Annotated in this window: 18 protein-coding genes; 5 read left to right on the top strand and 13 right to left on the bottom strand. The window is 67.1% G+C overall.

The genetic code is table 11. From position 1 onward, the window contains the following. Positions 1-153 precede the first annotated feature (153 nt). The 5 genes from ACXAHD_RS00275 to ACXAHD_RS00255 all read right to left on the bottom strand — a co-directional run bounded on the left by ACXAHD_RS00275 (position 154) and on the right by ACXAHD_RS00255 (position 7,262). The gene (locus ACXAHD_RS00275) at positions 154-1,980 is read right to left on the bottom strand and encodes a S9 family peptidase (RefSeq protein WP_475047493.1); all 1,827 of its coding nucleotides are present in this window, start codon (positions 1,978-1,980) and stop codon (positions 154-156) included. Further along, on the bottom strand, positions 1,977-3,275 hold the full coding sequence (locus ACXAHD_RS00270; RefSeq protein ID WP_475047490.1) for an MFS transporter: 1,299 nt from the start codon (positions 3,273-3,275) through the stop codon (positions 1,977-1,979). Before ACXAHD_RS00270 ends, ACXAHD_RS00275 begins: the two co-directional genes overlap by 4 nt. Before the next feature lie 455 nt (positions 3,276-3,730). Beyond that, the gene (locus ACXAHD_RS00265; protein ID WP_289211759.1) at positions 3,731-3,916 is read right to left on the bottom strand and encodes a hypothetical protein; all 186 of its coding nucleotides are present in this window, start codon (positions 3,914-3,916) and stop codon (positions 3,731-3,733) included. Continuing rightward, positions 3,913-5,109, bottom strand: a complete 1,197-nt coding sequence (locus ACXAHD_RS00260; RefSeq protein WP_289211758.1) for an McrC family protein — start codon at positions 5,107-5,109, stop codon at positions 3,913-3,915. The genes ACXAHD_RS00265 and ACXAHD_RS00260 overlap by 4 nt, the downstream gene beginning before the upstream one ends. 5 nt (positions 5,110-5,114) lie before the next feature. Further along, complete coding sequence (locus ACXAHD_RS00255) at positions 5,115-7,262, bottom strand: AAA family ATPase (RefSeq protein WP_289211757.1); 2,148 nt, start codon at positions 7,260-7,262, stop codon at positions 5,115-5,117. Positions 7,263-7,975: 713 nt separating this feature from the next. Between ACXAHD_RS00255 and ACXAHD_RS00250 the strand changes: the two genes are divergently transcribed. Next, a complete protein-coding gene (locus ACXAHD_RS00250) occupies positions 7,976-8,860 on the top strand; it encodes a class I SAM-dependent methyltransferase (protein ID WP_475047486.1) in 885 nt (294 codons plus the stop codon). Positions 8,861-8,891: 31 nt separating this feature from the next. Next, positions 8,892-10,202 (top strand): prenyltransferase/squalene oxidase repeat-containing protein, encoded by a 1,311-nt coding sequence (locus tag ACXAHD_RS00245; RefSeq protein ID WP_289211755.1) that lies wholly within the window; start codon positions 8,892-8,894, stop codon positions 10,200-10,202. Here the strand turns inward: ACXAHD_RS00245 and ACXAHD_RS00240 are convergent. The 3 genes from ACXAHD_RS00240 to ACXAHD_RS00230 all read right to left on the bottom strand — a co-directional run bounded on the left by ACXAHD_RS00240 (position 10,191) and on the right by ACXAHD_RS00230 (position 16,194). Then, positions 10,191-10,616 (bottom strand): hypothetical protein, encoded by a 426-nt coding sequence (locus ACXAHD_RS00240; protein WP_289211754.1) that lies wholly within the window; start codon positions 10,614-10,616, stop codon positions 10,191-10,193. The genes ACXAHD_RS00245 and ACXAHD_RS00240 overlap by 12 nt on opposite strands. A gap of 15 nt (positions 10,617-10,631) precedes the next feature. Further along, on the bottom strand, positions 10,632-14,675 hold the full coding sequence (locus tag ACXAHD_RS00235) for an Eco57I restriction-modification methylase domain-containing protein (RefSeq protein WP_289211753.1): 4,044 nt from the start codon (positions 14,673-14,675) through the stop codon (positions 10,632-10,634). A 100-nt stretch (positions 14,676-14,775) separates the two neighbouring features. Beyond that, a complete protein-coding gene (locus ACXAHD_RS00230) occupies positions 14,776-16,194 on the bottom strand; it encodes an ATP-binding protein (protein ID WP_475047481.1) in 1,419 nt (472 codons plus the stop codon). A gap of 170 nt (positions 16,195-16,364) precedes the next feature. Here ACXAHD_RS00230 and ACXAHD_RS00225 point away from each other — a divergent pair, with 170 nt between their 5' ends. Genes ACXAHD_RS00225 through ACXAHD_RS00215 form a run of 3 tightly spaced genes read left to right on the top strand, consistent with a single transcriptional unit; the run spans position 16,365 to position 18,326 of the window. After that, positions 16,365-17,156 (top strand): type IV toxin-antitoxin system AbiEi family antitoxin domain-containing protein, encoded by a 792-nt coding sequence (locus ACXAHD_RS00225; RefSeq protein ID WP_475047478.1) that lies wholly within the window; start codon positions 16,365-16,367, stop codon positions 17,154-17,156. Next, positions 17,143-18,054 carry a nucleotidyl transferase AbiEii/AbiGii toxin family protein gene (locus tag ACXAHD_RS00220; protein ID WP_475047475.1) on the top strand — a complete coding sequence of 304 codons (912 nt, stop codon included), beginning with the start codon at positions 17,143-17,145 and terminating at the stop codon, positions 18,052-18,054. Before ACXAHD_RS00225 ends, ACXAHD_RS00220 begins: the two co-directional genes overlap by 14 nt. Before the next feature lie 53 nt (positions 18,055-18,107). Next, positions 18,108-18,326, top strand: coding sequence for a phosphotransferase family protein (locus ACXAHD_RS00215; RefSeq protein WP_289211749.1), 219 nt, complete (start codon positions 18,108-18,110; stop codon positions 18,324-18,326). Between the two features lie 53 nt (positions 18,327-18,379). On the opposite strand, the gene ACXAHD_RS00210 is transcribed toward ACXAHD_RS00215, so the two are convergent. The 5 genes from ACXAHD_RS00210 to ACXAHD_RS00190 form a co-directional block, all read right to left on the bottom strand. Then, entirely contained in the window at positions 18,380-19,153 is a 774-nt protein-coding gene (locus tag ACXAHD_RS00210; protein ID WP_475047471.1) for a hypothetical protein, read from the bottom strand. 43 nt (positions 19,154-19,196) lie between these two features. Next, positions 19,197-19,463, bottom strand: a complete 267-nt coding sequence (locus ACXAHD_RS00205) for a hypothetical protein (protein WP_281552375.1) — start codon at positions 19,461-19,463, stop codon at positions 19,197-19,199. A 331-nt stretch (positions 19,464-19,794) separates the two neighbouring features. Continuing rightward, on the bottom strand, positions 19,795-20,127 hold the full coding sequence (locus ACXAHD_RS00200) for a hypothetical protein (RefSeq protein ID WP_475047468.1): 333 nt from the start codon (positions 20,125-20,127) through the stop codon (positions 19,795-19,797). A 4-nt stretch (positions 20,128-20,131) separates the two neighbouring features. Then, positions 20,132-20,368 carry a hypothetical protein gene (locus ACXAHD_RS00195; RefSeq protein WP_475047466.1) on the bottom strand — a complete coding sequence of 79 codons (237 nt, stop codon included), beginning with the start codon at positions 20,366-20,368 and terminating at the stop codon, positions 20,132-20,134. Then, the gene (locus ACXAHD_RS00190; protein WP_289211745.1) at positions 20,365-20,727 is read right to left on the bottom strand and encodes a hypothetical protein; all 363 of its coding nucleotides are present in this window, start codon (positions 20,725-20,727) and stop codon (positions 20,365-20,367) included. The genes ACXAHD_RS00195 and ACXAHD_RS00190 overlap by 4 nt, the downstream gene beginning before the upstream one ends. Positions 20,728-20,968: the final 241 nt, after the last annotated feature.

Below are 20,968 nucleotides of genomic sequence, written 5' to 3'. Positions count from 1 at the left end.
AACTTGATCTTGACCGAGACCGTGACCGTGACGTTCGCGCTGCGAAGCTGGTCGCGGTTGCCGTTGATCGGGTCGTTCTCGACAACGTTCTTCCGCATGCCGTTCACCTCCTCTCCCGATCGGACCGAACCTGCCAACGTGCGGGGAACAGGGTCAGGCCACTGGCCGCGCCATGGCGAGCGCGACCGCCGTACCCTCCTCCTGCACGCCGTCGAAGTGCCGCTGCATGAACAGCAGCACGGTCTGCATCAGCGACAGATGGCTGCGGGCGTCGAAGTCGTCGTGCCCGGCCCGGCGGCGGACCAGCTGATGCGGAACGCGGCGGGCGGCCAGCAGGCCGGCGTACCGCTCCACCGGAGCCGGCGGGCAACGCACGTCGTCGCTGGAGACGGCGAGCAGCACCGGCGCGGTGACCTGGTCGACGTAGCTGGCCGGCGACGACCGGACGTACGCCTCGGGAACCTGCTCCGGGGTGCCGCCGAACAGCATCACGTCGAGCGCTTGGACCGCCGGGGACGCCGCATGGAACGCGGCGGCGTAGTCGGCGATCGGGCTGATCGCCACCCCGAGACGCCACAGCCGTGGCTGCACACCGAGGGCGAGCAGGGTCAGATAGCCACCCCACGAGGTGCCCCACAGGGCGACCCGTCCCGCCTCGATCAACCCCTCGGTCACCAGATGCCCGCGGACCGCCGCCAGATCGGCGACCTGGGTCAGCCCGACGCCGGAGCTGAAGTCGTTACGCCAGGCGGAGCCGTAGCCGCTGGACCCCCGGTAGTTGGCACGCACCACCGCGCAGCCGGTGCTGGCCAGGATCTCCACCAGCGGGTCGTACGCGTCCCGCGCGTGCTGCGACGGTCCGCCGTGGACCAGGAAAACGGCGGGACGGGTACGCCGGTCGTCGTTCGGTGTGGTCAGCAGCACGTGGATCGGCCCGCCCGGCCCCGGCACCCACAGCTCCTGCCGCTGGTAGTCGTCGACCGTGGCGGACGCCGCCGGGTCCGGACCGGCGCCACTGTCCGGCAGCCGGACGTCACGGCCCGACCGTAGCTGCGGCGGGGTCAGCGAGTCGGTCCAGATGTAGACGACGTCGCCGTCCGGCCAGACCGCCGCGTCCAGCACACTGCCCGGCGGAGTCGGCAGCACCGCACTGGCCCGCACCGTCAGGTCGGCCTCGTGCAGGATCGTATGGGCGTGCCGATCCTGACGAATCAGGATCCGCCGGCCGTCCGGGTACCAGCTCGCGGTGATCTCGGTGTCGAACCAGCACCAGCTGTGCGGCCGTAGCCCGTCGGTCCGGGTCCAGGTCGCCGGGAAGTACCGGTCGTCCTGCTCCAGCACGAGCAGCAGCCGGGGTTGACCGCCGCCGGGGGCGAAGCCGAGCGCCCAGACCCGCCGATCCGGCTGGCCGGGCACCACCCCGACCGTGGCCCCGTCGCGGCCGACCACGGTCACGGCGTCCGCGGCGGCCGGGTCGGTGCCGACCGCCGCCAGCTCACCGGTCGGGTCCAGGTCGACCAGGTACGCGTACCCGGCGGTCCGGGTGACCTCGGTGATCCGTCCGTGCGGGTCGCGCCGGTGCAGGGTCAGGCCGTCGTCGTCGGCGAGCCCGACCAGGGCGGTTCCGTCGTCGGCCATCGCGATCCCGGCGTGCCGCGCCGGCGTCACCCCGGGCAGCGCCGGAGCCGAGACCGCCGAGGTGACCTGGTCAGTGGCGCTGTTCGGGAAGTCGCGGGTACGCCAGACACCCACCCCGGCGAGGTCGTCGTCGAACCACCACACCGTCTCGCCGTCCGGGTCCAACGCGGCCCGGATCGTTCCGGTTGCCCGGTCGGTCAGCTGGGTGACCGTGTCGGTCCGGCGGTCCCAAGCCAGGATCTGGCACCTGCCGTCGGCGTCGCCGACGTAGACCACCCGGTGCGGCGCGTGCTCGGCGACCGCTGGAAGTGCCGGGTAGAACAGTCGGTATTCACGGCTCATCGGCGTGCCTCCTCTGCCACGGGTCCGGTCGACGTCGCGTCGGGTTCGGTCGACGTCGCGTCGTCGGGTGGGTCCTCCGCCCCGGTGCGCAGTTGGCGCAGGTTGACCGTCGTGTAGACGGCCAGCCCGGCCAGTGCGGCGGCGAAGATCAGCGCGACGGCGGTCGGGCTGTACCAGGCGACGAGCAGGCCGGCGAGCAGCGGCGCCGGGGTCTGCAGCACCTCGCCGGCGGTGCCCATCACGGTGCCGACCCGGCCCTGCAGCTCGTCCGGCGTCAATGCGATGACCCGCGACTGGAAGATGACCCCGAGCAACGGGCTGAGCAGGAAGACCAGGCCGAAGAGCAGGCCGTACGTCCAGGTCTGCCGGGCCTGCGACATGGCCGCGACCAGGGCGACCATCGCCCAGGAGGCGACGACGATGACGGTCATCGGCCGGACCCGGCTGAACACGGCGGGCGCCAACAACGCGCCGGTCAACCCGCCTACGCTGGCCACGGTCAGCACCAGGCCGATCGACGACGCGGCCGCGCCCTGCTGCCCGGCGGTCAGAATCGCGTAGTAGATGAGTGCGCCGAAGGTGAAATTGATCCCGGCAGCCCAGATGGTCACGAAACGCAGGAACGGTTGCCGCCACACGAAACGCAGGCCGTCCCGCAGATCGGCGAGGAATGACGTGCGTTCGGCACGGTCCGGGGTGAGATCGGTGCGGATCGCACCGACCAGAAATGCGGACACCACATATGACACAGCGTCCACCAGGAATGGCACCCACCGGCCTATCTGGTAGAGCGCGCCACCGAAAACCGGACCGACGATCTGTACGGCGTGATTGCGCGCTTCCAGCCGGGACAGCGCCTTCTTGTCGTCGGCCGGCAGCACCCGGCGGATCGAGCCCGCGCCGGCCGCCTCGTAGCCGCTCTGGGCGAGCCCTTCGACGAAGGCGGCGGCAGCGAGCACCACCAGGGTCGCCGTACCGCTGGCGACCGAAACGAAAAGCACCGCCATCGTGGCGGCGGCCAGCAGCAGTGACGCCACCATCATCCGCTTGCGGGGCAACCGGTCGGCCAGTACGCCGGCCGCCGGCGCGGCGACAAGTCGACCGGCCAAGGCCAGCGCGCCCACCAGACCGGCGGCCGCCGGTGAACCGGTTATCGCGAGGGTGACCAGCGGAAAGACGATGCCGGAGGTCTGCGACCCGAGTTGGTCGACGGCCCCGGCTATCCAGTACAGCCGGAAATCCCTCTTACGGTTTCCATCAGTCGGCGTTGAATCAGCGGTTGAGGCAGCGGTCATCACTTCGGCCACATCGTCGACATAGAACGTCCCAAGGGGTGGTTGATTGAGACTGTCTTGGCGGGCGTAACTCAGGTGAAATAGATCGACCTACCGGCCCCTGACCGGGCCACGGACAGAAGGCTAACAGCGCCCCAACCGGAGCGCAAGCATGTCAATACTTCAAGTTAGCCCGGGAGGAACCAGCGGCTCGTTCAATCCGAACTTGAGGATAATCGTCCCGCAAATGAAGCTATGCCCACAGGCCGAATTATTACCGCCCTACCTGGGCGTAACAACGACTCGTTGTCATCTTTGCCGTTAAGTAGGCGATGTCAGCCGCAAACCCGGCATCGGCCCTGTTGTCGCGACAAGATCGACAAGGGTGGCTGCCGGCCGGGCGGCCAGCATCGGCCGGAGTGCGCCGGCCAGCAAGTCGAAGGCGCGGACCGCGCTGGTCGCGGTCGCCGTACCGATCACCCGGCCCCGGTCACGGGTCGGGTTGTGCCAGGCGCCCCGGTCGCGTACAGCAGCAGCCGGTCGCCGGCGGCCAACGCGGCCACCTCAGCCCGCGGGGTCGCCGGGAACGCCATCCGCTGCTGCTCCAGCACCCAGCGGATCGCCGCCCGCTCACCGAGGACCACCAGGTACGCCGCGTTCACGCCGCTGACTCTATCGACCCACGTACCGGGCGTCGGCCCAGCGTCATCCCGGCACCGACCCGCCGTACCTGCTCCAGCAGGTCGCCAGTGGACCCGTCCAGGTCGATCCGGTGGCAGACGATCCGGATCCCGGTCCGGCGGACCACGTGCGCGGTCGGACCGCCCTCCCCGGCGTAGATGAGATGACCGGTGTCCAGACCGTACGCGACGCAGTAGGCCAGCATCTGATACAAATCGTCGACGGGCGTCCGGGTCTTGTACTTGGTGTCGGCCACCGCAGCCACCCGGCCCTCGTCCCACCAGGTCAGGTCGGGGCGGATGTCGATCAGGCCGGCCTCGTCGAGGTGACCGGCCGTCTGGGTGCGCAGCTGGCCGGCGGGCAGCACGGCCCGCAGCGCGGCGGCGACGAACGACTCGAAGACCCGCGCCATGTCGAGCAGCAGGCCGTTCGCGGCCCGGTCACCGACGCGGGCGTCGAGCGACGATCCGGCGAGGACCAGCTCGGCCAGCCACAGGGCGGTGTGCAGCTGGGCGTTGCTGCGGCCCGGACGCCAGATCGGCACCGGGGCACCGGGACGCAGCCGAGCGACACCGGGGAACCGCTCAGCCAGCTGGCTGAGCCGGCGACGCACCGACGGCACCAGCCCGGGAACGCGCAGCATCCGTTCGACCGCGCTGACCAGGATGCGGTTCTCCGGCGTGTCGGCGGTGAACTCGTCGTAGCGGACTTCCAGCGGCAGCGGCTGGCCGAGCCGACGGGTCAACTGCCGGGCCGGCATCATCCGCCCGCGCAGAACCGTCGCTGCGGCGTCGACCTCCTGGTAGCCGTGCCGCAGCCCGCCCCGGATCGCCCGGTCGACCTGCCGACACAGCGCCTCGGCGAGCGCCGGAGCCAGCTCGTCGCTGGCCCCCAACGGCAGGCTCGTCGGCTGCCACCGGTGCGGGTTCCGCGCGTAGCCGAACAGGAACAGCAGCCGCGCCACCGGCACCTTCGGGGCTACGTACACGTCGAGGTCGCCGATGCGGGCGGCGCCGACGAGCCGGGTGGCGCGCAGCAGCCAACGCCCGGCCGTCGGGCCCGGACGTACCTCGACGACCGGTTGCCGGCCCGCGCGGGCCGCCGCCAACTGGCGGGCCTGCTCGCCGGTCAGCGCCACGTCCAGCGCCGGACCGGCCTCCCGCAGCTGGATCACCCGGATCACGGTGAGGGCTGCCGATCAGCCAGGGCGGTCCGCAGCGCGTCGAGCCCGTACCGGCCGGGTACGTCCAGGTCGTCGGCGTAGTGGTGGTCGGCGAGCAGCGGCAGGATGTCATGGCGCCAGACCCGGTCGAGGCCGTCCGGGTCGCGGTGGTCGGCCTCGTCCAGCAGGTACGTCGGCCCGACGGCGTAGTCGGCGTCGGCGAGCCGGGCGTTGAGCGCGTCGAGCAGGTCGGCGGCCTCGGTGGGCAGGTCGCGGGCGGTGAGCCAGCGATGCAGCAGGCCGGCCACCGGCGGCCGGTCGGGGTGCATCTCGACGAACGCGAAGCGGCGGCGCATCGCGGCGTCGATCTGGGCGATCGACCGGTCGGCGGTGTTCATGGTGCCGATCAGGTAGAGGTTGGCCGGCAGGGTGAAGTCCTTCGCCGAGTACTGCAGCGCGATCGGCTGGTCACGGTATTCGAGCAGGAAGTACAGCTCCCCGAAGACCTTCGCCAGGTTCCCCCGGTTGATTTCGTCGATGATCAGCACGTACACCGTGGACGGGTGTTCCCTGGCGGCGTCGGCGAGCCGGCGCAGCGGTCCGGAGGTGAGTTTGAATCGCAGGGTGCCGTCGTCGCCGGCCTCGGGCCGGAATCCTTCGAAGAAGTCCTCGTAGGTGTACGACGGGTGGAACTGGATCAGCCGTACCGCGTGGGGTTCGGTGAGCCGGGCGGCGAGGGCGCGGGCGACGTACGTCTTGCCGGTCCCGGGTGGGCCGTACAGGATGATCTGCCGCCGCCTGGCCAGCAGCTCCCGCAGCTCCCGCAGCCAGTCGAGGTCGAGCAGCAGCGTGTCGGCCAGGTCGGCGGGGACGTCACCGAGTCGCGCTTCGGCCGCCGGCGGCGGGGTCGGGGTCGCCACCGGACCTGGCGGCGGCGTCGCGGGGGTGGCCGGTGCCGCGGTCGGCACCGGTTCGCGCAGCAGCGGCGCAGCGAGGTGTTCCAGCGCGGCCAGCCCGTCGGTCAGGTCGACCACGTCGTCCTGGCTCTGCAACAGGTTGGACAGGGCGGCGGGCAGCGCCGACAGGTCCACCGGCGGGTCGAGCTCCAGCCAGCGCACCGGCCGGCGCAGGTGGGACGGCAGCTCCCCGGCGCCGGTGAAGCTGGGCGGGCCAGTGACCAACCCGAGGTGTACGTCGCCGTGGTGCGCGGTCGCCACGAAGTCCCCGTCGCGCATCAGCCGCAGGAAGGCGTTGAACTCGCCGGTCAGCTTCTCCCGTACCGAATAGCTTTTGTGCCGGTAGGCGTCGGCGACGGCCTGGGTCAGCTGCTGCTCGTCGATGCCGGGGCCGAGTTGCGGCAGTTGGGAGGCTGCCAGCGACACCCAACCTTCGGCTAGCCACTGCGGCACCAGGTCGGCGCCGTCGACGTTGCTGCCCCGGACCAGCCAGGCCCGCCGCGCGACGGGTTCAGCCGCGAGGGTGGCGGTCTCGGCGAGTCGCTCGGCGAGGAAGTCAGCGGTGATCCGCTGTTCGGCGTTCGCCCGACCGTCGACGAACTCGACACCTTCCTCGCTGAGCCGGGCCGCCAGGTCGCTACCGCGTAGCCGGGCATGCTGGTGCCTGGCATCGGGAACCCGCCCGGAAGCGTTGAGTACGCGGTGCGCGTTGTCGACGTAGGTGTCGGCCAGTAGGTGGGCGATGTCGTCCGGCGTGCCGTCGACCAGCTCGGCCAGATCGTCGTACGCCGTCCAGGAGCCGGCCGGTACGAGCTCCAGGGTGCTGGTGATCTTCTCGAGCCGGTCGTCGTACTTCCGGCGGATTCGCTTGCGGTCGCGAAAGATCTCCCGGTAGCGCCGGGTGATCTCGGCGTAGAGCGAGTCCGCGTCGGGGTACGTCTCGAGCGCGGCCCGGCCGTCGTCGGTGATCCACCACAGCGCGTCCCGCTTGATCAACCAACCGATGGTGGCGGCGTCACCGGCGTGGAAGCGGGCCGCGACCACCCAGGCCTGCGCACCGTTGGGGTGGGGGCGAAGCTCAGCCTCGTTCAGCTCGATCCGGTCGGCCACCTGGTGCAGCACCTTCTGGCCATGCAGCCGCTGCCCGCTGTCGCGGAGCACTTCCAGGCAGGTACGCACCAGCAGCCCGTTCCGCACACCGTCAGCCACAGACGCCACCTTTCGATCGACTTCGGAAGCAGCGTAGGGCGCGCGGTTCAGCAGCCGACCCGGGACCCACCTAGCTTCCGGTGGATGGTGATCATGCCTGTGCGAGCATGGCAGCCTTACCCGCACAGACCCTCATTGACGCAGATCAACCGATTGGAGGACTGTATCGACAGGAAATTGATGTTACTTTCGGTTACCGTACGGCCTCAGAAGGAGACTTGTCGCCATGCTTGCTGCCGCCGAGGGTAGCCGGGAAACCTGCCTGTTCTGCCAGATCAGCGGAAGTCCAGAATTGGACCTCCCCTGGTACGACCGACCTCTGCTCAGAGAACCGGGTGTCGGAGCCGCGATCTGCGCAGTCGGCTCCTTCGTTCCCGGATACATCCTCGTCGCACCAGCGCAGCACCACAACTCGGTATGGGGCATGCCGCGGGACCTAGCCGAAGGCTTCCTCGTGTTCGTCAGGCGAGCGTTGCAAATGATCGAGGACACCTATGGGCCGGCGACCGCATTCGAGCACGGATCATGCCGCGACACCGAACGCCGAAGGTCGGCATGTATAACGCACTCTCACATTCACATCGTTCCGGGAAGTTACTCGTTGAGTCTCTTGAAACTGGATGTCGGCTTCGTCGGATCCCTGTCCCGCATCGAGGAGATCCCCGCATCACTGAGGAATGACGGATACCTGATGTACCGGGAGTCCGGCCAGAGTGCGCATTACGCACGCGACGTTGGCGTTTCCCAGTTCTTCAGAAGGCATATCGCCAAAGTCATTGGACGCCCAAATGAATGGGATTATGCCGTATACCCACAGTGGGAGAATATTGAACAGACACAAAAACGGCTACGAGGATACTCGAGTCGCACTCAGACAAGAAAACCGCAACTTCTATCAGACGGTCGAGAACATGCCTAGCACAAAAGATCAGAAGCTTCCGGATCAACTGGCTTTTTGGGATGGCTGGCACCGCAGGCGCGGAGCCACAGGCAAGGACTCGATACACCGAAAGATCCGCAGCACCTTCCTTGGAAAACTTCCGGACACCAACAAGAACCCCGATGTCCTCGATCTCGGATGCGGGAAAGGCCACGATCTTCGCGCAATGGCGCTTGCTGGATGCAACGTTTGGGGCATAGACTTCTCGGCGGTCGCAATCGAGCAGGCCCGCACGATTGTCCCACATCGGACAAGGATGCTAAGGAAGGTGAAGCGCAGCCTCCAAGTGTGGGACATATCGAAACCTCTCCCATTTCACGACGAATCATTTGACGGGATATTCTCCCATCTCGCACTACACTACTTTCGAGACAATGCGACGCGTCAGATATTTTCCGAGATTCATCGAGTGCTCAAGCCGCGCGGCGTTTTGGTATTTTGCGTGAAGTCAACGGATGATCCTTACTACGGCGATGGCGAAAAGCTAGATGAGCATATCTTCAACCGGTGCGGACATATTCGGCACTTTTTCGACGAAGGATATGTCAAGGACCTCCTCCACGACTGGCAGATCGAAATGATTGAAACCCATCTTGGCAGATACGCGTCCACCAAGGAGAGCGCCTTCATCAGCACGGTCGCATACAAGTCAGTCTAGTCGCCGCACATCATCGGCATTCACCCCTGGGATGACCGTGGACAAAATTGATCGCAAGAACATTGACTCCCGGGTCGGGAAGTCACTGGACCTGCTGCGCCGCACATATCACGCCGCAGAGGAGGCGCAGGGCGGCTGGTACCACCTATTGGATGTCCCTACCCCTGGCCCATCCGCAACAATAACCGCGTTGAGCAGTTTTCTCCTACACGAAGCGAAATTTGAGCACCAGGACCATTGTCTCCAGTTTCTCAGGCACCGTCAGATCTCCTCCGAGGACCCGCTGCTCGACGGTGGCTGGGCGACCAATACCAGTTTCGGCCAACCGGTTACTGAGGCAACCGCAATGATCTGCCACCTCATGCAGCGAACAGGTCTCGCGTTCGCGACCAATGCACCAGATATTCGACGTGCTGCATCATGGCTAATCCACAACCAGAACGATGATGGCGGCTGGGGCGCATTTAAGGGTCAAGCGTCGCGAGTGTGGCTTACGGCTATGGCTGTACGCGCCCTGGGGGTGCTCGATCGCACCGCTCCGGCCCTCCGCGCAGCAGCTGTCTGGCTGATCGGTGCGCGGGACAGCAAGGCTCGGGCCTGGGGTGAACGTAGCGGCCAAGCTCCCACCGTGACGCACACCGCGATCGTCCTGGTCGCGCTGGTTGAAAGCAACATTTATCGGAATGACAGGTCCTTCTCCGATGCGGTAGAAAATGCTTACCGATGGCTCAAAGAATCGGCCGATACGGCCACTATATATGACGACGACGCGCGCCTCGAAAATTACAATATCACACGGATAGGCCCTGACGGGACCAACCACACCTGGCAGAACTCAATCTGGCATCACGGTCTGCCCTACGTACTAGGCGCACTTGTTCGGCAGCCATCATCAATCGACTACAACCTGACAGTGAGAGCGACTAGAACGATCCTAGAGAGTCAGGACGACGACGGAAGGTGGCCTGGAGTCGACGGCTCCACGGCGCTTTCAATGTGGACAATTTGGCCGTTTCTTGAAGCCCTTTCAGATTTCAAGAGTGCAATCCTTCAGAACGGTGAAAGCATAACGGTACTCTCGTCCGGTACAGCCGTCATGAAGGGAGGCCCAGACGCCTCAACCCCGCTACAACTTGTAATTTTCGCCAAACTTTACCAATCTTTGCTCGTAGGCATTAGAAAAAATTGGGCACCGACCGTTCTACTGCTAACCATTGCCCTAGGGGCCATCGTAGTAGCAACTGAGACACTTCCCGCCAAAGATGTCGCCCTTGGCGTCGGCGTCCCGGTGAGCCTGCTCCTCCTTCAGATTGCCATGACTCGCGGAAGGTCAGGTCGCTAGAATCTCCGACACTACGTCTATTGCCGCCTGTCGCCCTGTAACGATGTGGGCAGCATGGTAACGAAGCCACGGTCGCGCCTCATGTCCAGTATCGCCAACGATCACCACAACGGGAATTTTCCACATATAGGAATAGACCAACTCACAGATACAGCCGATGTAGCTCCTGCCGGATATTGAGACGTCCATTAGGACGACATCCGACTTTCTCAGCAGCCGAAGATCCGACTCGACCATGCTTGAATGATCACCACTGCCCCCGGCCCAGCTAGGTTCGTTCTTCGACCATTCGGAAACCGGATCGACCATGTCGAGTCCGCGCGCTCGCAGAAGTTCGCCGACCAGGGCGCCTTCAGCAAGTACTGTCCCACGGTCCAGACCGTCGATCGCCCGCGCGTAGTAAATAGTCGGCATTTCGTCCCTGCCCGACTAGGCTTCGCTGCTGACGGACGTGGCGGGATCTCGATGCCGTCTGCGAGCCGCGTCGACCGGGGAACGGTACGGCGTACCGGTGCGGATGGCAGCAGCCATCGCGTCGTAGCACTCCAGGATCAGGCGTTTGAGGCGGTACTCGCCGTGCGCGTTCTCGTCCTTTTCCCGGACGACCTTGAAGGTCTCCATGATGTGGTCGACGTCGTCACGGTCCACCCCGTACAGGTGGAAGTAGGCGGCGTCGAGTTCGGCGCGGATGAGTTCGCGTCGCTGCGGGTCCCATCGGAATGGCCCGCCGTCGTCGCCGAGGTCACGGGCGTACGGTGCGAGGTCGTACGCGGTGTAGGTCAGCTCCAGCACCCGGGGCCGGATCCACGCCGATAGGTCGACGGCTTCCGAATCCCAGGGCACCGGTTCGCCGTACCGCTGCGGCGGCAGCAACGGCAACTGGCGTACGAAGTGCTGCTTCAGTGACGTGCCCGGGTACTTCTGCCGGGTGACGTAGTCCAGCGCCAAGCTGCTGAGGTTCGCCTGCAGGCAGTCAGGAAGCTGTGGCACCAGCATCATCGGCAGCTTGTCGCCGGCGGCAACCCGTGGCACGACGGTGGGGATCAGGGTGCGTTCGTCGACACTGCGGGCGATGTCACGCCAACCCAGGAGCCAGTCGTGCGACCAACGCGCGACCAGCCGCTCATCCACCGCCCGCTTCGGTACCCAGTAGCGCGGCAGCGGCAGCCGCGCCGGATCTTCGTGGTCGTCGTCGGTGAGGCGGGGCAGGTTTCCCTTGTTCAACTGCGCCTGAGTCGCGCCCTCGTATGTACCGAACCGGTGGTCGTAGAAGTGGGCCATCTTCGCCTCGTACAACGGCACCATGCGCTCGTCGCCCCGCACGAAGTAGTTGCCCTCCAGGAACCAGCCGTCGCCGACCAGGTCGTCGTAGCCAAGGAACAACTCCGAATCGTTCGCCATGTGCAGCATCGCCATGAACGACACACCCCACGGGTTACCGTCCGGCGCGTCGTCCCGCCACAACACCGGCACCCGCCGGTAGATCCCCAACGTGATCTCCGCATCCCGCCGGGACAGAAACACCGGACACGTCCCCGTGTTCGGGTTCAACAGACCGATCTCCTCCGGCGTCAACGCGTACGCCCGCCGCGCAATCTGATCCACCTGCCGCACCCGGAACACCAACGACACCTGATCGATCGGCCGACGACCGCCCGAGAGAGTCAGCAGTGAGAACCTGAACTGGTTGTGCACACCTTGGAAGACCCGGTCCTCGTTCTCGAAGTCGAACAGTGACACCAGGCTCCGACGACGGACCAGGTCCTTGAAGAAGTCCTGGGTGGTCGCATCGGTGGCGATCCCGGTCGGCACGATCATGCCCAGTTGACCGGTTGGGGCGAGCAGCGTCCGGCTGGTCTCGGCGAAGACGGCGTACGTGTTGATGTCGCCGCGTCCGGTGAGCCGGTGCCGGCCGGCGGTGCGCAGCAGGTGGCTGGTACCGCTGGCGGTGCGCAGAGCCTTCGTCCAGTTCAGGTGCAGCTCACGCTCGGCGGGCTGCGGGCTGTCGGCGAGTGCGGCAATCAGCTTCTTGCGGGCAGCGGCGTTCGGCGCGCCGGCGACCGCTTCGTGCTGGCCGTCGAAGAACTCCTGCTCCTGGAGTTTGACCCGCTCCCAGGGCGGGTTGGTCAGTACGCAGCTGAAGCCGCCGCGCCAGCCGGTGACCGGGTCGACGCCGGCCTTGTCGGCGTGGACCCCGTCGGCGGGGACCTCGAAGATGTGCGGGAACTCGATGTGCCAGTGGAAGAAGCCGTACTGCCGGACCATCGTGTCGACGAGCTGCCGGGCGCGCTCGACGTCGTCGCTGCGCTCGTCGGCGGCGATGCGGGCCAGCATCGCGTTGGTGATGCCGTACGCCCGGTTTCTGGGGATCTTCGGGGCGACGAACGCGGCGCACCAGGCGTCGGCGATCTGCCGCAGGCGGCGCCGGTGCGGGTCGAGGGTCTTGTCCCGCTGCGCCTGGATGTGCACGTCGGCGAGGGTTTCGCAGGGTGCCAGGTGGGCGATGGCGGCGGCTTCGGCGGCGAGGTCGAGGTTGCCGACGCTGTCGGTGGTCAGTGGTCGGACACCGGGCGACTGGCTGGCGTTTTCCCGGCGTAGGGCGGTGACGACGGCGCGGCTGTCGCCGTCGAGGGCGGTGTACGCGGTGTCGGGGATGCCGGCGGCGAGCTGTGCCGGGGTGGCACCGAGCAGCGAGTTGCCGACCCGCAGGTGCGCGTCGAGGTAGCCGAGGGGTTTGCCGGGTTCGACCGCTTCCAGCCAGAGGGAGAGTTTGGCCAGTTCGACGGCCATTTCGTTGCTGTCGACGCCGTACAGGCAGCGGGTGGTGACCTTGCGCATCGCGGCCTGGACGGCGTCGGGGTGGGGTTCCAGGTCGTCGGTTTCCTCGATGGCGATGCGGCGGGCGATGCGGCGCGCCGCGCCGATGAGGAAGTGCCCGGATCCGCAGGCCGGGTCGCAGACGGTGATGCGTTCGAGGGCGGCGACGCGTCCGGCGGGGGTGTCGGCGTCGCAGGCCTCGTCGAGCAGCGGCTCCAACGTGGAGTCGAGGAGTTCGTCGACGAGGGTCGGCGGGGTGTAGTAGGCGCCGGTCTTCTTCCGGTCGCTGCCTTTGACCTTGACGAAGCAGAACGTACCGGTGTGGGCGTCCCAGCAGGGGTGCAGCTCCAGCAGTGCCTCGTACACGCTGCCGAGTTCTTCCGCGCCGAGCCGCGCCCAGTCGACCCACTGCCGGCGGTCGGCCCGCCGGCCGGTGAGGACGCTGAGCTGGGTGACGGCGGTGAGCAGCGCCGAGTTGGTGAGCTGGGCGCGGCGCAGCGGCAGGTCGAGTTCGCTGGTTTCGAAGACGCCGCCGAGGGCGGGCAGGCCGATCACCGGGCCGCCGGATTCCGAGCCGAGCAGCTGGAACACCAGGGCGGTGCTCTGCCACAGGTCGCCGTGCCAGGAGTGGCGGCGGGTGTCGGCGAGGCGGCGCAACCGGCGGGAGGAGAAGTAGGTGTCGTAGCGGTCGCGGGCGGCCCGGCTGGCGTGCGGGTCGAGCAGGACGCCGCGGTCCTCGACGACCATCCAGAAGATCAGCTTGTAGACGAGCCGCAGCAGGGAGCGTTTCAGATCGGCCAGGGTCAGCCGGCCGGCGGCGACGTCGTCGCGCAGCTGCCGGTTGTGCGGGTGGCTGAGGAAGCCTTGTCCGAGGGTTTCCAACGCGTCGTGTACGCCGTACCGCAGGCTGGTGAGGGCGCGTTCGCCCTGCCGAGCGCCGTAGGTGCGCCACTCTTCCAGCGGGCAGGAGGCGGCGCCGGCCTGCGGGTCGCTGATCTCGAACCGGCTGGCGTGCGCGATCCGGTAGAACAGCAGGAAGTCGGCGAACAGTTCGCCCTGGAAGATCGCCGCCAGGTCGAATTCGAGGTACTCGCTGCCGGCGAGGTTGGTGGAGTCGCGCAGCAGTCGCAGCTGCGGCCCGTTGCACAGCACCGCCCACAGGTGCTGGTCGCTCTGGTTGAGCAGCCGTTGCACCATCACGTGCGGTGCGGCGTCGGCCGGGGAGCGGGTGCCGCGTGGCGCTCCGGCGGCCCGCCGGTCGAGGTCGGCGCCCCAGGGGGCCAGGTGCACCGGCAGGGCCTGCTGCCATCGGTGGCTGACCGGGAACGGCTGTTCGTCGATGACGATGCCGCCGGGTAGGCGTTCGATGCCGTCGAAGTCGAGGGTACGCAGCAGGGTGTGCCGCCAGTCGTCGGCGGCGCGCCGCCGGTTTCGGCGGCTGCCGGTGCCGGACTGCTGGTCGGCGTACCGGTGGAATTCGTCGCGCAGGTAGCTGAAGTCGCGGTTGGCGATCCGGCGGACGGATTCGCCGGCGGTCAGGTGATAGGAGCGGGCGTCGATGGCGGGCACGGTCGGGTCGCCGTCGCGGATGCGACCGAGGACGCCGCCGGGCAGCAGGCTGCCGACCAGGTTGACCGCCGAGTGCGCCACCGCCATGCTCGTCCTCCCCAGGCCGAGCCCCCGCGTCTACATGTGGCAATCATTCAGTCACGATCAGCAATCTTCCGCTGTCGAGTAGCCGACAGATCACCACGCGCTACCGGTCCTGCCAGGCGGCGAGCAGGTCGGCGGGCTGATAGAGCACGTCGAGGCCACGACAGGACGCGCCGCTGCGGGAAACGGCAACGGTCGGCACCGGCTCGTCGGTCAGCGCTGCCCGGTGCCGGAACAGCGCGGACAGGTCGTGCCCGTCGAACGGCGCCTGGTCGTGCCATTTGATCGAGCCGACGAAGTACAACTCGCGGGCGATCGGTGCCCGGTCGGCACCGACGATGTCGATCTCGACGTCGTTCGATCTGGTCCAGTACGCCCCGATGGCGGGTGCCGCCGGCAGCGAGTCGTCGGGCAGCAGCCGGGCGAGTGCGTCGCGGATCAGCGGCTCGACGGCCCGGCCCCGCCAGCTCGGGAAGCTCGTCCGGATGCGGGCCAGGGTCAGGTCACCCCGGCCGCGTTCGATTTCCGGCATCGCGGCGGCGAGAAACCGCAGCCAGAAGCGCAGGTACGGGTCGACGATCCGGTAGCGGCGGTCCTTCGACGGGCGGGTGGACAGCGGCAGTTCACCGGTGACGAGCCGCTTGACCTGCAGGGTTTCCAGGGACCGGTGCAGCGACGTCGAGGACAGTTCGCCGGCCGTACGGGCGATGTTGGTGAACGTCCGCTCGCCGGAGCCGATCGCGGTCAGCACCTCGCGGGCCTGGAGCTGGGCGGGGAACTCGGCGGCGAGTGACCGTTCCGCGGAGACCAGCAGCGCCGATGTCGGGTCGGCCAGTGCCGCGCCGAGGAAATCCCAGACGCTGGCGCCGGGCGGCCATTCGGCGGCGACCAGCGGCAGTCCGCCGGTGATCAGCGCGGCGTCGATCGCGTCGGCGGGTGGCAGGTCGAGCATGGTGGCGAGGTCGGCCGGGTTGAGCGGGCCGAGCACCATCTCGCGGCCACGCTGGTGGAACGGCCGACGGTAGTCGTTGAGCGCCTCCATCATCGCCAGGTCGGAGCCGATGAGGACGAGCAGCACCGGCTTGCGGGACAGCAGCCGGTCCCAGGCCCGCTGCAGGATGCCTTCGAACTGCTGCTCGGGATCCATCAGATAGGGCACCTCGTCGAGGACGACGACGCTGGGAGTGTCGTCGGGCAGCGCCGCTGCCAGCAGCCGAAACGCGGCGTCCCAGTCCGACGGGTTGGCGGCGGCGATCAGGTCCCGGCCGGGCAGGGTGGATTCGGCCGCGTCGGTGGCGATTTGCCGCAGTTCGGTGGCGGTGCCGGCACCGGCGGCAGTGAAGTAGAGGTACGGCACCTGCGCGTCGTCGACGAACCGCTCGACCAGGCGGGACTTGCCGACCCGCCGCCGCCCTCGGATGAGCAGGCAGCGGCCGGGCCGGTCGTCCCGGGCCGAGGCGATCCGGTCCAGCTCGGCGGCGAGGGTGCCGAGTTCCCGGGTACGCCCAACGAAGCTCGCCACGCTAACTCCCATGTTAGTAACACCGATGTTAGTAACATCGAGGTTAGCTCAGGCGTGAACATGGCGGCACAGCCACCGCGAGGGCTGCAATATTTGGCTCAGCTACTGCAAAACTTGCCTGTACGACTAATATTGCAGAAGGCAGCGAAATTTTGCAGCAGGGAGTGGCGGTGAACCGGACAAATTCGACAGCTCTGGCCGGCGTCGCCAGCGACCAGTGGGGCATGATCAGCACAGCACAGGCCGCGCATCTCGGGATCACCGCAGTCAGGCTGGCCAGCATGGCTCGTGCCGGAGAGCTTGACCGGCTCGCCCATGGCATCTACCGCCTGGCAGGCACCCCTCCCGATCCGCACGACGACCTACGGGCGGCGTGGATCGCCCTCGACCCGCACCGAACCGCAGCGGAACGAATCGCGGCCGGCCCCACCGAGATCGTCTCCCACCGGTCAGCCGCAGAGCTACAACGACTCGGCAACCTGGACGCCGATCTGCTGGAATTCACCACGATCGTCCGTCGCCAGACCCGCCGCACGGACGTCCTACTCCGCAGAGGCACCTTCGACGACACGGACTGGACTCTCGTCGACGGCCTGCCGACAACCACACCGCTGCGTACCCTGCGGGACCTCGCGGCCAGCCGTGCCGATCGCGGACACCTCGCCGGTGCCGTCCGGGACGCCGTCACGCAACACAGCGTGCCGCTCACCGACATCTCGGCAGAGCTGGCACCCTTCGCAGGGTCCTACGGCGCGGTCGCGGGCAACGGCGAAAGCCTCGTCGACATCCTACTCGCTGAGTCAGGCATCCCAGCGGACGCGCTGGACCTCGTCGAGCGCCTGGCCAGGCAGATCGTCCAACTGAGCACGGCCCACAACCTGGACCCGCTGCGGGCCGTGCTCCATCAACTAAACCGGCAGCGACCTGCCGACGTACCGAGAAAGCCTGATGAACACCGATAACCCGTACCGATCCCCGGCTGCGTTCCGATCCGCGATCGACACCAAGCTGAAAGCCGTCGCCCGCGACAGCGATCGCCCGTTCGTCGAGCTCCGCCGCGAGTTTCTGTACCAACGGTTCCTCGCCCGTGTGTTCGACGACAGCGAGTCAGCCTGGGTGCTCAAGGGCGGGATCGGGCTGCTTACCAGGCTGCCTGGGGCGCGACACAGCCGCGATATCGACCTCCTTCACCTCACCAGCGACCCGGTCGAGGCCGAGGCTGAGCTGCGCCGCATCGGCCGCCGTGACCTCGGGGACCACCTGCGCTTCGAGGTACGCCGATCAATACCGCTGTCCGTGGAGGACGCCCTCCGGTTGAAGACCGAGGCCTACACCGGTGCGACAAAGTGGGAGAGCTTCGACATCGACGTCTCCTGCGAGCGCCACTTCGTGGCCTCTGTCGAGCCGATTCTGCCAACCCCGGTATTGCAGATCGACAGCATCCCGGCGCTTCCACCGTTTCGGCTCTACCCGCTGGTCGACCAAATCGCTGACAAGATCACCGCGATGTACGAGACGCACGGCGGCGTCCCCTCGAACCGCTACCGGGACCTGGTCGACCTGGTCCTGCTGGTCGATATCGAGCAACTGGACGCAGGCCTGCTCAGCTCCGCGCTGGCCCAACGTGTCCGGTACGCCCGGAGCCCGGTGACGTTGCCCGACGCGATGTGCTCGCCAGGGCAAGGCTGGCCAGAGGGTTACCGCGCCGCAGCCCGGCGCAGCTCGCTGCCCGCCGACCTGCACCGCATCGAAGCCGCGTTGCAGCACGTCGGGCGATGTCTCGATCCCATTCTGGGCCGTCAGGTGCCCCGCGCCCGGTGGACGCCGTCCAGTCGCCGGTGGATCACGGATGCCCCCTGACAGCAGCGCGCAGTTCGGTTGCCGGAATGGGTGGGAGCTCTACCGTGGCGGGGGTGTTGACGCCGCCGGAGGCGCTGCCCGAAGAGACGGTGGGGCGGCCCGCCGCCCGGATGGTGCTGACCCACGGTGAGCCGCACCCGGGCAACACGATGCGTACCGTCGACGGGTGGCGGCTGATCGACTGGGACACGGCGCTGGTCGCCCACCGGAGCGGGACCTGTGGCATCTGGAGCCGGGCGACGGATCGATCACGGCGGCGTACGTACCCGTAGGCGACCGGTGTCCGGGCGGTGGCGCAGCTGATGGAGCCGTTTAGCGCCGCAGCTCAGTCTCCGGGATATCCGTCGAGGAGCCGTGCAGCGACAGCTGGTGACAAAATGGTTGACCAGATTATTTCACCGGGACCAGGATTCAACCCAACCACACCGTTTGGCTCTGGCATCCAGCTGCTGAGATCAACATCAGGAATCGCGTTTATGATTACCGCGAACACCTTCGGATCGGCGACGTTTTCAGCACCTATAACCAGGTAGGTCTCGCCATCGTTAGCCCTGGCCCAGGCCCTCACGCTGTAGTTGTGGAACTCTGCCTGATGAACGTGGCCACTCCGGAGAGATCGAGCAATTAGGTCACATACGATCCTACGTATTTCCACCTCCCATGCTGCGGCATGTTCTAGTTCGAGGCGTTTCCAGTCCCAGTCTGCAGGTAGCCACTTTTCGGATGATCCACCCTCGCGCTTAACAGCTCCCGCAAGGGCTTCATAGAAGTCGGCCGGATCGCCCTCGCGTCTAAATCCGGCGGCTCCCATCCACCATGGAGCAGCGCGAACCTGTGGTCCCGCATCTGCGTGGTCTGCTTCCAACAAGCGAGTGGCAACACCGCGCCAACGACCCGTCTTGACTTTGAACCACACGCGGTCCTTCAGGGTAACGACCCTTTCAACACCTCCAGCAGCATGTGCTTCCGGTAAGCGCTGAGCCTCTACTATCAGATCATGATCATGCTCACTGAGCGATTCGGTGATAGGTGGAACTCGAAGATCAAGATTCGTCATACAGACGCGCGTTGGTCGGACGGGCTTGGCCTCACCGCTCATTCGATGAGTTTAGAGCCCAAACCCGCCCAAAATCCAGACGGGCTCAGCGCCCGTCAGGCATGCCACCGTACTCGTCAAGCCGATCAGCAGGCACCCCGGTAAGGAGTGAGACAGCGGACCTGGACGAACCGTCAAGGTGGCTAAGAGCAGCGCGAACGCCCTCGTTGATCTCGCTACGATGTGCCTCGATGTACTCGCGCACAGCAGCGTCGACGATGTCTTTCTTGGCCATGCCCAGAAAGTGGGCGGCGTGAGAGATGAGCTGGTCAGTACCGACGTCAACCTTGATGGGAGCGGACGTTGCAGCCATGAGGCCCCCCTTCCAGTGACCTACAGTACCTTGGTACCAAAGTACCCGGCAACACCTAGCACCTAACCTCTCAACGATACTGGTCCTAGGCTGGTACGGCGACCGCGTTGCGAAGTCTGCACCTGATCATGTGAGCGTGTAGCCCCAGGCGAGGAGCTAGCAGTCAAGCTGCCAGCATGGCATATCGGTAATCTACGGACAGACAGGTGCTAAGTACCTAATCTCGCCGCCCGCACACCGGCTCGGCCGACGACGCGGCAGGGTGGCAGATCCTGCGTGACTATCTGGAGTCGATGAACGGCAACGGCGCTGCCGGTTGAGACCGGCCGACTCATCTGACGGTTCGTCGGGCCTGTTCGGCTCGCCACAGCAGTTCGCCCTGCTCGGCGGCTGCCTCGTTGGCGGCGATCCATTCGTCGATCTCGGCCCGGTGGTCGGCGTAGTAGCGCAGCGCGACGTCGACGCTGTGCCGGGTCAGCCCGGTGCTGGCCATCATCTCGGTGACCAGCTCGTCGCCGTCCCGCTCCGGGGAGGCGGCCTTGATGGCGTGTCGCGCGGCGATGATTTCCCACACGTCAGGGCCGCCGGCCAGCGCGGCCCGCTGCCCGGTCGGCCCGTCGCGCAGCAGGATGCCGGGGTACTTCGCACCGTCGTACAAGCTCATGGGCCTACTCCTCCTCATCGAAAGGAAGTGCGGGTCCGTCGTCGGTGACTCCGTCGGGGAGCCGGCCGGCGGCGGTGAGCCGCTCGTACGCCCAGCGCCAGTCGTCGCAGCGGCTCCGCAGGCAGGACACGCAGACCTTGAGCGTCGGCGAGTCGGTGTGGGCGGCCAGCACGTCCCGGTAGACGGCGACGAGGTCCTCGCGGACCGGCACCGCCTCCTCGACGGACGGCCCGCTGCTCACCGCGCACCCGCGTAATAGTGGTGCCGGCCGTTGGACTGCCGCTGCGGGTCGAACCGTGCCTCGAACTGCTCGGTCTGCCATTCGCGCAGCGCGTTACGCACCCGGTCCGCCTCGCCCCAGGCCATCCGCAGCTCACGGCGCAGCTCGTCGACCTCGTCGGCGACCCGTTCCAGGTAGCCGTACACCTCGTCGGGGTCGAGGCCGCCGCGCCAGCGGCGCGGCAGGAACCGCATGGCGCGCACCGCCGGCCCGGTCAGCCGCGATCGCCGTACGCCGTTGCGTCCGCTGTTGCTCTGGTAGTCGCCGCCGGTCGCCGCCGTCAGCCGGTGCCGTACGGTCGCCGCGTTGCGCCTGAACACGTTGTGCCTCCATGGGGGAGAGAATCGTGGAGAGGCACCGGGGCGGGCGGGATCACGCCAACCGAGTTTGCAGACCTGGGAGCCGCGTTGCCGGGCACCCGCCCCGGGCCGTGCCACCACGATGCCGGGCGCACACGGCCGGAGAACAGCGCATGTTTGGTGCACGCTGTGCCGCGCTCGTGATGCACGTTTGTAGCGACACCCGCACCGAGCTGCACTATCACGCTTTCCTCGGTTTCGA

Source organism: Micromonospora sp. ABR4_055 (assembly GCF_056160425.1).
The sequence above is the reverse complement of the archived record's forward strand: the minus strand, read 5'-3'. Positions and strand labels throughout refer to the sequence as shown.